7 protein-coding genes are annotated in these 11,331 nt (G+C 74.7%); 5 read left to right on the top strand and 2 right to left on the bottom strand.

Translation table 11 applies throughout. The features are described 5' to 3' along the window. Positions 1-42 precede the first annotated feature (42 nt). A complete protein-coding gene (locus tag ACFWMZ_RS27615; RefSeq protein ID WP_383204859.1) occupies positions 43-2,466 on the bottom strand; it encodes a glycoside hydrolase family 3 C-terminal domain-containing protein in 2,424 nt (807 codons plus the stop codon). Positions 2,467-2,791: 325 nt separating this feature from the next. Between ACFWMZ_RS27615 and ACFWMZ_RS27610 the strand changes: the two genes are divergently transcribed. Next, a complete protein-coding gene (locus tag ACFWMZ_RS27610; protein ID WP_383182505.1) occupies positions 2,792-3,523 on the top strand; it encodes a GNAT family N-acetyltransferase in 732 nt (243 codons plus the stop codon). A gap of 154 nt (positions 3,524-3,677) precedes the next feature. On the opposite strand, the gene ACFWMZ_RS27605 is transcribed toward ACFWMZ_RS27610, so the two are convergent. Next, on the bottom strand, positions 3,678-5,225 hold the full coding sequence (locus ACFWMZ_RS27605) for an ATP-dependent DNA ligase (protein ID WP_383182503.1): 1,548 nt from the start codon (positions 5,223-5,225) through the stop codon (positions 3,678-3,680). 164 nt (positions 5,226-5,389) lie between these two features. Here ACFWMZ_RS27605 and ACFWMZ_RS27600 point away from each other — a divergent pair, with 164 nt between their 5' ends. The 4 genes from ACFWMZ_RS27600 to ACFWMZ_RS27585 all read left to right on the top strand — a co-directional run bounded on the left by ACFWMZ_RS27600 (position 5,390) and on the right by ACFWMZ_RS27585 (position 11,200). Continuing rightward, on the top strand, positions 5,390-6,187 hold the full coding sequence (locus ACFWMZ_RS27600; protein ID WP_383204856.1) for an HAD family hydrolase: 798 nt from the start codon (positions 5,390-5,392) through the stop codon (positions 6,185-6,187). Beyond that, on the top strand, positions 6,184-8,571 hold the full coding sequence (locus ACFWMZ_RS27595; RefSeq protein WP_383204853.1) for a glycoside hydrolase family 65 protein: 2,388 nt from the start codon (positions 6,184-6,186) through the stop codon (positions 8,569-8,571). The genes ACFWMZ_RS27600 and ACFWMZ_RS27595 overlap by 4 nt, the downstream gene beginning before the upstream one ends. A gap of 227 nt (positions 8,572-8,798) precedes the next feature. Beyond that, positions 8,799-9,593 (top strand): peptidoglycan recognition protein, encoded by a 795-nt coding sequence (locus tag ACFWMZ_RS27590; protein WP_383204850.1) that lies wholly within the window; start codon positions 8,799-8,801, stop codon positions 9,591-9,593. A 389-nt stretch (positions 9,594-9,982) separates the two neighbouring features. Beyond that, positions 9,983-11,200, top strand: coding sequence for an FAD-dependent monooxygenase (locus tag ACFWMZ_RS27585; RefSeq protein ID WP_383182495.1), 1,218 nt, complete (start codon positions 9,983-9,985; stop codon positions 11,198-11,200). Positions 11,201-11,331: the final 131 nt, after the last annotated feature.

Raw genomic sequence — 11,331 nt, 5'->3', positions numbered from 1 at the left:
CCGCCGGGGCCCGGTCCGGCCGGACCGGGCCCCTGCGGGCCGTCAGTCCACCTCCACCACGCCCGTCAGCGGCAGATCCCCCGCCGACCGGCCCGCCAGCACCGTGAACGCGCCCGCCTCCCGGCGCCAGCCGCCCTCCTCGGCCGACCAGTGCTCGACGGCGCGCGCCTCCACCCGCACCACCGCCTCCGCCACGCCCCCCGGCTCGGCCGACACCGCCGCGTACCCGGCCAGCCACCGCACCGGACGCTCCAGCGCCGAGTCCGGCCGCGCCAGATACACCTGCACCACCTCCCGGCCCGCCCGCTCCCCGGTGTTGCGCACCCGCACCCGCACCGCGAACCCCGCCCCGCCCTCCACCGGGCCCACGCTCATCCGCTCGTACGCCCACCGGGTGTACCCGAGCCCGTGCCCGAACCAGTACGCGGGCTCCGTGCCCGCCCGCAGCCAGGCGCGGTAGCCGATGTGCAGGCCCTCCTCGTAGACCAGCGCCCCCTCGGTGGGCCGGGTCTCCCGCACCGGAGCCTGCTCCAGCGCCACCGGCCACGTCGTGGGCAGCCGTCCCCCGGGCTCCACCGCGCCGGTCAGCACGTCGGCCAGCCCCGCGCCCGCCTCACCGCCCCCGAACCACGTCAGCAGCAGCGCCGGAACCTCGCCGTGCCACGGCAGCTCCACCGGCCCGCCGGAGTTGACGCAGACGACCGTGCGCGGCTGCGCGCCCGCCACCGCCCGCACCAGCGCGTCCTGGCCGCCGGGCAGTGCCAGCGTGTGCCGGTCCCGCCCCTCCGACTCGCTCTCCTCGGTCGTCCCGACCACCACCACCGCGACGTCGGCCGCCGCGGCGGCCCGGGCGGCCCGCGCCACCGCCCGGGCCGGGTCGCGCTGCGGCGGCGCCGCGCACAGCACCACCGCCCGTCCGTCGTCACCGGCCAGCTCACGGCGGGCCACCACCGTCACCGGGCGCCCCGCGGCCAGCCGCACCCGCGCCGTGCGCCTCGGCGGCTTCACGTGCACCGCCGTCGGATCGTCGGTGTCCCGGGGGAACACCCCGTCCACCACCAGGGCCCCGTCCACGCTCAGCGACATCCGGCCCCACCCGGCGACCCCGAACGTCCACAGCCCCGCCTCCCCGGGCAGCAGCCGGGCCGCCACCTCCACGGTGTGCGCCCCCGGCACCAGGCGCGGCTCCAGGATGCGGCCCGACAGCCGGTGCTCCTCGTACAGCACCCCGCCCTGGGCGTCCAGCATCCGCACCCGCACCCCGGGCTCGCCGCTCCCCGGATGCCGGGCCAGCGGCGGATCGAGCGGTACCGGTTCCGCCGACACGTCCGGCCCCGGCACCTCCATGATCCGCACCCCGGGCAGCGCCGCGCGCAGCCCCTCCAACGCCGACACCACCCGCTCGGGGAACACCTCCGCGCTTCCCCCGCCCTGCGCCCGGGGGCGTACGGCGTGCGGGCCGACGACCGCGACCGTGCGCAGGGCCCGGGCGCGCAGCGGCAGCGTCCCGTCGTTGCGCAGCAGTACGACGGAGGCGGCCGCGACCCGCCGAGACACCTCCCGGGCGCCGGCCGGACGGGGAGGCGCCGCCGGCGCTCCCCCGGCCCCCGCCAGCGCGCCGACCCGCGCCGCCAGCCGCAGCAGCCGCGCCACCTTCTCGTCCACCGCCGACTCCGGCACCCGGCCCTCCCGCACGGCCGCCACCAGCGCGTCGCCCCACGGCCCGCCCGGCCCCGGCATCACCAGATCCAGACCACCCGCCGCCCCCTCCAGCGGCTCCCGCACCGCCCCCCAGTCCGAGACCGCCACCCCGTCGAACCCCCACGCGGACTTCAGCGGCTCACGCAGCAGCCCACTGGCCGCCATCGACGCCCCGTTCACCCGGTTGTACGCCGACATCACCAGCCACACCCCGGCCTCCACGGCCGCCTCGAAAGGCGCCAGGTACAGCTCCCGCAGCACCCGCTCGCCGACCCGCACGTCCACCGTCAGCCGCTCGGTCTCCGCGTCGTTGGCCACGAAGTGCTTGGCGGTGGCGGCCACCCCGCCCGCCTGGACGCCGCCGATCAGGGCCGCACCGGTACGGCCGGTCAGCCACGGGTCCTCGGAGAAGCACTCGAAATGCCGCCCGCCCAGCGGGGAACGGTGCAGGTTGAGGGTGGGGGCCAGCACCACGTCCACCCCCTTGCGCCGCGCCTCCGCCGCCAGCGCCACCCCCACCTCGCCGACCAGCGCCTCGTCCCAGAGGGCCGCCAGCGCCGTCGGCGACGGCAGCAGCAGCGAGGTCAGCCGCTCGTCCCAGGCCGGGCCGCGCACCCCGGCCGGACCGTCCGAGAGCGTCATCGCCCGGAGCCCGACCGCGGTCTCCCCGCCGGTACGCCAGGTGTCGGCCCCGGTGAGCAGGGCGACCTTCCGCTCCAGGTCGAGCTTGTCCACCAGCCGCGCCGCCTCGTGGTCCGTCAGCATCCGCCACCGCCCCGTTCCGTGTGGGAGAGCGCTCTCCCGTAGGGGCTAAGCGTCCAGCTCGCTCCCTTCCGTGTCAACCGGCCCCGGCTCGTCAACGCTCCATGTCCACCTCGTGAAATGCCTCGCGAAGCGAGCGAGGCGTGCGCGATCATCGGGGAGACCGGAGCCCCGCTCCGCCTGCGCCCCGCCCCGTCCGCGTCGCGCTCTGGTGGGGGAGGGCCGGCACGTCAGCAGAAGGACAAGGACGACACCCCATGCCCACGGAACACCCCATGTCACCGGGCCGCCCCGGCCCGCACCCGCACGCCGCCCCGGAGAACGCCGCATGAGCGCCGGCCCCGGGCCGCACCCCCTGGACAACCCCGGCCTCACCTCGCTGAACGGCCCCCACGCCCACTTCGCCGAACGCCGCGGCCGCGTCGCCCGCTACCCGCTGGACGTCTCCCCGTGGCTCGCCCTGCCCGACGACGCGGGACCCGAGGACTGGGCCGACCTGGCCGCCCTCGCCGGCCCCGGCGGTGAGCTCTCCCTCGCCGCCGTGGACCCCGCCCTGCCTCCGGGATGGGAAGCGACCTTCCGCCTCCCCGGCTTCCAGATGACCGGCGAAGCCGTTCAGGGGGCCCACGACGAGGAGGCCGTCCCCCTCGGCCCCGACGACGTCCCCGAGATGCTGGAGCTGGCCGCCCGTACCCGCCCCGGCCCCTTCCTGCCGCGCACCCACGAACTCGGCACGTACCTCGGCATCCGCCGCGACGGCGCCCTCGTCGCCATGGCCGGCGAACGCCTCCACCCGCCGGGCTGGACCGAGATCAGCGCCGTCTGCACCGACCCCGCCCACCGGGGCCAGGGCCTCGCCCGCCGCCTCGTCGGCGCCGTCGCCGCGGGCATCCGCGCCCGCGGGGAGACCCCCTGCCTCCACGGCGCCGCCGGCAACACCGGCGCGATCCGCCTCTATGAGCGGATGGGCTTCGTCCTGCGCCGCACGACCGTCTTCCAGGGCGTACGCGTCCCGGCGACCCTGCCGGGGGAAACCCGTACCCCCACCGCAGCCGGCTGACGACCACCGGCGCACGAGCCGCCCCCCCTTCCCCGCACCACCCGGCGCGGGGGAGGGGGCGGCCCACCGGGGGGCGCCGCCCACCGCCGCACGCGCCGCTCCGCGTACGCGCCCCGGCCCGGTCAGCCCGCCGGGACGCCCGCTCCGCGCCCGGTCATCCGCCGTCCCACCCGGCGGCCGCCCGTACCGAGGCGACCGAGTCCGCCTCCGCCACCGGCTTGTCCTCCCGGTACCGCACCAGCCGCGCGAACCGCAGGGTCACCCCCGCCGCGTACCGCGACGACCGCTGCAGCCCGTCGAACGCCACCTCGACGACCAGCTCCGGCCGGACCTCCACCACATGCCCGTCGTCGCTCTCCGCGAGCTCCCCCAGCCGCTCCGTCTGCCAGGCCAGCACCTCGTCCGTCATCCCCTTGAACGTCTTGCCCAGCATCACCAGCGAACCGTCCGGCTCCCGCGCCCCCAGATGCAGGTTCGACAACTTCCCCGCCCGCCGGCCGTGCCCCCACTCGGCGGCCAGCACCACCAGATCCGCCGTCCGCACCGGCTTCACCTTCCGCCAGGCCGCGCCCCGCCGCCCCGCCGCGTACACCGAGTCCAGCCCCTTCACCACCACCCCCTCGTGCCCCCGAGCCAACGCCTCCGCCAAGAACGCCTCCGCGCCCTCCACCGCGCCCCGCCTTCCCGGATCGGCCACCACCGACCGCCGCGCCCGCGCCTCCTCGGGCACCAGCGCCGCAAGCGCCCCCGACCGCTCGGCGTACCCCAGATCCAGCAGCTCCCGCCCCTCCACCGCCAGCACGTCGAAGAAGACCACCGACACCGGCAACTCCTCCGACGCCGTCCCCACGTCCAGCCGCGACCCCACCCGGCCCGCCGTCTCCTGGAACGACCGCGGCCGCCCCTCGCCGTCCAGCGCCAGCACCTCCCCGTCCAGCACGAACCGCTCCGCGGGCAGCGCCCGCGCCAGCTCCACCACCTCCGGCAGCCGCACCGTGATGTCGTCCAGCGTCCGCGTGTGGACCGACACCCGCTCCCCGTCCCGGTGCACCTGCACCCGGATGCCGTCCAGCTTCTCCTCCACCGCACACGGCCCCAGCGCCGCCACCGCCTCCGCCACCGACCCGGACGCCGACGCCAGCATCGGCTGCACCGGACGCCCCACCACCAGCCCGAAATCCGCCAACGCCTCCTCGCCGCCCGCCAGCGCCGCCACCGCCACCTCCTCCAGCGACCCGCTCAGCATCACCGCCCGCCGCACCCCCGCCACCGGCACCCCCGACGCCCGCGCCACCGCCTCCACCGCCACCGCGTCCAACGCCCCCTGCCGCACCTCGCCCGTCACCAGCCCGTACAGAAACCGCTGCTCCTCCTCGGTGGCCGCACCCCACAACTCCTCCACCAGCCGCCGCCGCTCCGTCTGCGCCCCCGACCCGCGCACCGCCGCCACCTCGGTGAACGCCGCGTCCACCTGCCCCACCGTCAGCGTCGCCCGCTCCGCCGGCGCCACCGGCTCCCGCAGCACCCGCCACCCCACACCCAGCCGGCCCTGCGGCAACCGACCCGACAGATACGCGATCACCACCGGCAGCTCGGCCGGTTCCGTCCGTGCGAACAGCTCCGCCAGCAACTCCGTCTTCCGCGACCGCGACGACGTCGCCGCCACCTGCGCCGACACCTCGGCCAACTCCTCCAGCACCATGCCCCCATCGTCGGACCACGTCGCCCCGCCCGCACCCGCGTACCCCGCCCGCCCCTCACCCGAACGGACCCGCCACCGCGCCTCCCCCCTCCCTCCGAGTGGCCCGGCGCCTGCGCCCGGGGGAGGCTGAGCCTTCCGGACCCCCGCGACGTGGAGGACACGTGATGGCCCAGACCACCGTTCTGCCACTGCTGCGAGAAGCGGACGCCGTGGTCTTCGACGTCGACGGAGTGGTGACGGACTCGGCGCGCGTCCACGCCGCCGCCTGGAAAGAGGCGTTCGACGCCTACCTCCGCGACCACCCGCCCGCGGACCCGGTCCACCGTCGCCCCTTCGACGCCGAGACGGACTACCTCCGCCACGTCGACGGCAAACCCCGCCTCGACGGCGCCGCCTCCTTCCTCGCCTCCCGCGGGCTCAACACCGGCCCCGAGGCCGTCGAGGAGGTCGCCGCCGCCAAGGAGAAGGTCTTCGTCGCCCATCTGCGCTCCGGCGACATCGTGGCCTACCCGGGAACGGTCCGGCTGCTGCGCGCCCTGCACCGCGACGGCGTCCCCCTCGCGGCCGCCTCCTCGTCACGGCACGCCACCGAACTCCTCCAGCGCGTGGGCGTCGCCGACCTCTTCGGCGCCATCGTCGACGGCACCGAGTCCCGCCGTCTGGGCCTGCCCGGCAAACCCGACCCCGCCCTCTTCCTGCACGCCGCCGAACGCCTCGGCCGGCCACCCGCACGGACCGCCGTGGTGGAGGACGCCCTCGCCGGAGTGGAAGCCGGCCACCGCGGAGGCTTCTCCCCGGTGATCGGCGTGGACCGCCTCGACGACGGCACCCACGGGCCCGCCCTGCGCGAACACGGAGCCGGCACGGTCGTCCGCGACCTCGCCGAACTCCTCACCGCCCCCGAGGACCCCGCGCCCCACCCCGCCCACACCGCCGACAGCCCGCGCGAGGAGGCATCGTGACGTCCTGGACCTGGGAGTACGACGAGTGGGTGCCCGCCGACGAGCAGCTCCGCGAGTCCCTGTGCACCCTCGGCAACGGCTACTTCGCCACCCGCGGCGCCTTCCCCGAATGCGACGCCGACGACATCCACTACCCCGGCACCTACGCCGCGGGCTGCTACAACCGCCTCACCTCGCACGTCTCCGGCCGCGACGTGGTCAACGAGGACATGGTCAACCTGCCGAACTGGCTCCCGCTGCGGGTACGGCCCGTCGACGGCGGCACCTGGTTCACCCCCGGCACCGCACGCGTCGTGGAACACAGCCAGACGCTCCGCCTCGACGCGGGCGTGCTCGAGCGCCGCACCCGCTACGAGGACCCCGACGGCCGGCTGCTGCTGGTCCGCCAGACACGCCTGGTCAGCATGGAGAACCCGCACCTGGCGGCGCTGCGCACCGAGCTCACCGCGGAGAACTGGGAGGGCGAGGTCGAGGTCGAGGCCGCCCTCGACGGCACCGTCACCAACTCGGGCGTCGCCCGCTACCGCGCCCTCGACGGCCACCACCTGACCGGCCTGCGCACCGGTGCGGGGAACTCCGGTGACGTCGCCTGGCTGACCTGCTCCACCACCACCTCCGACATCGAGATCGCCCTCGCGGCCCGCTACGGCCTGCCGCCGGACACGGTGACCGAGGAGGCCGACACCGAAGGCCGCAGCGTCCGCCGTTTCCGCTTCACCCTCGCCTCGGGACACAGCCAGGTCGTCGACAAGACGGTGGCGCTGCACACCGGCCACGACCGGGCGATCAGCGATCCCCGCGACGCGGCGGTGGAGCACGCCCGCACGGCCCCCGCCTTCGACCAGCTCGTCGCTGAACAGCGCGCGGCCTGGCGGGACCTGTGGCGTCGCGCGGAGCTGGACGTGCCCAACGCGGCGGGCCTGATCCTGCGGCTCCATCTCTTCCACGTCCTGCAGACCTTGTCACCGCACACCGCCGAGCTGGACGCCGGTGTCCCGGCCCGGGGCCTGCACGGCGAGGCGTACCGGGGACACATCTTCTGGGACGAGCTGTTCGTCCTGCGCTACCTCAACCTCCACTTCCCCGAGGTCTCCCGCGCCCTGCTGACGTACCGCCACCGCCGTCTGGAACACGCCGTCGCCGCGGCGGAGGCGATCGGGCTGGCCGGGGCGATGTACCCGTGGCAGAGCGGCAGCGACGGCCGCGAGGAGACCCAGCAGCTCCACCTCAACCCGCGCTCCGGACGCTGGCTGGAGGACCACTCCCACCTCCAGCGCCACGTCGGTTCGGCCATCGCCTACAACGTCTGCAAGTACTACGACGCCTCGGGTGACGCGCACTTCCACCACACCAAGGGCGCCGAGATGCTCTTGCAGATCGCCCGGTTCTGGGTCCGCTCAGCCACCTGGGACCCCGAACTGAGCCGCTACCGCATCCTCGGCGTCATGGGCCCCGACGAGTACCACGAGGCCTACCCGGACGCGGAACGCCCGGGCCTGGACGACAACGCTTACACCAACGTCACGGCCACCTGGGTGATCACCCGCGCTCTGGAACTCCTGCGCAGCCTGCCGGCACCCCGGCGCGCCGAACTGGTCCTGCACACCGGGTTCGACGCGGCGGAGGAGGAGCACTGGGAGGAGGTCTCCCGCAACCTCCACATCCCCTTCCACTCCGGGGTCATCAGCCAGTTCGAGGGCTACGGCAAGCTCCAGGAACTGGACTGGGACGGCTACCGCGCCAAGTACGGCGACATCCGCCGCCTCGACCGCATCCTGGAGGCCGAGGGCGACACCGTCGACCGCTACCAGGCCTCCAAGCAGGCCGACGTCCTCATGCTCGGCTACCTCTTCTCCCCCTCCGAGCTCGCCGAGCTGTTCGCCCGGCTCGGCTACACCTTCGACGACGCCCTGTGGGGCCGCACCGTCGAGTACTACCTGCGCCGCACGAGCCACGGCTCGACCCTCAGCGGCCTGGTCCACGGCTGGGTCCTGGCGCGGGTACGGCGCACGGACGCGTGGACGTTCGTGCAGGAGGCCCTGCGCGGCGACATCGCCGATCTGCAGGGCGGCACGACCGGCGAGGGCATCCACCTCGGCGCCATGGCGGGCACGCTCGACCTGGTCCAGAGCGGCCTGACCGGCCTGGAGACCCGCCCCGGCGGCCAGGGCCTGGTCCTGGACCCCGTCCCCCTGCCGGAGCTCTCCCACTACCGCTTCTCCCTGCGTTACCAGGGCCACTGGGGCGTCCACATCCAGGCCGCCCCCGGCGTCCTGGACATCGCGGTCCCCGCCTCGGACCGCTTCCCGATCACGATCAGCCTCCCGCAGCTCTCCTTCGAACTGGCTCCGGGGGAGTCCCGGCGCGTCCTGCTGGAGGACTGACCGAAGGACCCGCCGGCCGACGGCCGCGGAGCCGTCGTCCGTGCGGAGCAGCCGGAGGGGCGGCAGGACAGGCGAAGGAGCAGGCTGGACGGGACATGAGAAACATACGTACTTCCGGCCGACGCCGGTCACCGGCGCGGCAGTTGGCCCGGGGCCTCCTCGGACGCCGGCACCGGACAAGGCAGGCCCTGCCGCGCCCCGAAGGGCGCCGGTACCGGATACGCCGGGTGGCCACCGGATCCGCGGCGACGGCCGTCGCCGTCCTCCTCACCCTGCCCCTGGCGGGACTCGGCCCCTTCGCCCCCGGCCCGGACCCGCGACCGGACCCGCCCAGCACCGCGGCCGGTCACCTGGCGTGGGCCAGGACCCTCGAACCCGCGATCGTGTCGCGTGCGCAGTGGGGCGCGGACCCGCAGCTGCTGGACCAGAAACCCCACTACGCCGACGCCGTGCACGCGGTGGTCATCCACCACACCGACCATTCCAACGGCTACACCTGCGCGGACAGTCCCGCGCTGGTGCGGGAGATCTACCAGGCACACGCGGTCGGCAAGGGCTGGGGCGACATCGGCTACAACTTCCTCGTCGACACGTGCGGCACCATCTTCGAGGGCCGCCTCGGCGGTACCGACCGGCCGGTGATCGGCGCCCACACCGTCGGCCTGAACACCGGCACGACCGGCATCGCCGCGATCGGCACCTTCACCGCCGGCACGCCAGTTCCCGAGCCGCTGCGCCGCTCGATCGAACGCCTCATCGCCTGGAAACTGGCCCTGACCCAGACCGACCCGGCCTCCCGCACCCACCTGACCTCCCGCAACAGCGACAGCCGGTTCGCGAAGAACACCACGGCCGACGTCCCGACCGTCTTCGGCCACATCGAGGCCTACGAGACGAACTGCCCCGGCGACGCCCTCATGCAACTCCTCCCGACATTCCGCAGGGACGCGGCCCGCCTGCAGGGCGAGGCGAAAATGCTGGCTCACGAAGACCTGGGCCGTCAGGGGAAACGGGTCCGGTAGGAGATTGGGTCCAGGACAGCTGCTGCGACCGGCCTCATGGAGGGACCGCCAGGAACTGACGGGCGCCTCGTGTAAAGGAATGGAGACCAAGGAGAGGCGATTTGGTGCGCGTCGGGGCGGGCGGACGTGTGCGAGATCCCGCCGTGGTCCCGGCGGTCCGCACCGAGCGTTCAAAAGTGCCAGGCCCACGGTATTCCCGCCCGCCCGGGCCCACTTGATGGCCCGGTGAATGCCTTGGACGTGCCTGGCGCACACCTCGATAAGGTTTCGCGGGTGCCCTCACCGCAGGTGAAGGGCGGTGAAGTCCGGTCAGGCGGATCGCCGGCCGGCCGCGCCCGTGCGGAGAAGACCGGAATGGGCACCGGAAAACGAAAAGTGGGGAGCCAGTCATGCGTGGAGGCGGCATAGCCGTGGTCGGCGGCAGCATCGCGGGATGCGCCGCGGCCCTGGCGGCGGCGCGCGGGGGAGCGGAGAGGATCACCGTGTTCGAGCGTGCCGACGCCGAACTCCGCGACAGGGGAGTGGGAATCGGCGTCCACGACGACCGGTACGCCGAACTGCGCGACGCCGGATACATGGCCGACGAAATGCCGTGGGCGCCGCTGAACCGCCGGGTGTGGAGCGTCCGCGACGACGACGCCGAGTACGGAAGAGCTCTCGGCACCCAGCCCTTCCCCTTCCGGGCCTACAACTGGGGCTCGCTCTGGAGCGAGCTGCGCCGACGGGTACCCGAGACGGCCACCTACCGGGCAGGCGCCAGGGTGGAGGTGGTGGAGCCGGACGCCGACGGTGCGACGGTACGCCTCGCCGACGGACAGCAGGAGCGCTTCGACCTGGTCATCGGCGCCGACGGCTACCGTTCCGTGGTCCGCGAGGCCATGTACCCGGGCACCGGCGCCTCGTACGCCGGGTACATCGGCTGGCGCGGCACGTCACCGGACGTGTCCGGCCTGCCCTCCGAGGGCCTGGACGCGCACAACATCGTGTTCCCCGGCGGACACTGCATGGCCTACCGCATCCCGGACGGCACCGGCGGCCACCGCCTGAACTGGGTGCTCTACACGGCACCCCCGCGGATCGACGGCCTCCACCCCGACCTGCGGACCCCGACGTCCCTGCCGCCCGGCCGGCTCAACGCCGAACTGACGGGGCACCTGCGCGCTCTGGTGGCCGACCACTTCCCGCCCTTCTGGTCCGCCAAGCTCCTCTCCACCCCGGCCGAGACGACCTTCATCCAGCCCATCTACGACCTGGACGTACCGGAGTACGCCACGGACCGGATGGTGCTCATCGGTGACGCCGCCAGCGTGGCCCGGCCCCACCTCGGCGCCGGCAGCGTGAAAGCCCTCCAGGACGCCACCGCACTGGAGGCCGCCTGGGCGGCCGGGGACAGCTGGAAGGAGATCCTGGAGAGCTACCAGGCCGCCCGGGGCCCCGTCGGCACGGCCATGGTCGGGCTCGCCCGCAGGATGGGCAGCGCCCAGGTCGAGAACACCCCCGACTGGTCCGCCATGGGCCAGCAGGAGTTCGACGGCTGGTGGCAGACGCAGAACAACGGCTCCGACCGGCGCAGCGGCTTCGGCGGCCACAGCCTGAAGTCCCGGTAGCGAGCAGGCGCGAACGCGGCGGGGGGGGGGGCCGGCCCCCCCCCCCCCCCCCCCCCCGGGTAAGGGGGGCGGGGGGGGTTAAAAAAAAGTCACCGCCCCCGACAGGGCGAGGGGTTATTTAGGGGGGGGGC

It is taken from the genome of Streptomyces sp. NPDC058373, assembly GCF_042723275.1.
In the GTDB taxonomy this organism is placed as follows: domain Bacteria; phylum Actinomycetota; class Actinomycetes; order Streptomycetales; family Streptomycetaceae; genus Streptomyces.
The sequence above is the reverse complement of the archived record's forward strand: the minus strand, read 5'-3'. Positions and strand labels throughout refer to the sequence as shown.

What these genes read in the sequence shown, in the direction of transcription:
- ACFWMZ_RS27615 (WP_383204859.1), bottom strand. Translation starts at nt 2,466, where the DNA reads ATGCTGACGGACCACGAGGCGGCGCGGCTGGTGGACAAGCTCGACCTG.
- ACFWMZ_RS27610 (WP_383182505.1), top strand. Translation starts at nt 2,792, where the DNA reads ATGAGCGCCGGCCCCGGGCCGCACCCCCTGGACAACCCCGGCCTCACC.
- ACFWMZ_RS27605 (WP_383182503.1), bottom strand. Translation starts at nt 5,225, where the DNA reads ATGGTGCTGGAGGAGTTGGCCGAGGTGTCGGCGCAGGTGGCGGCGACG.
- ACFWMZ_RS27600 (WP_383204856.1), top strand. Translation starts at nt 5,390, where the DNA reads ATGGCCCAGACCACCGTTCTGCCACTGCTGCGAGAAGCGGACGCCGTG.
- ACFWMZ_RS27585 (WP_383182495.1), top strand. Translation starts at nt 9,983, where the DNA reads ATGCGTGGAGGCGGCATAGCCGTGGTCGGCGGCAGCATCGCGGGATGC.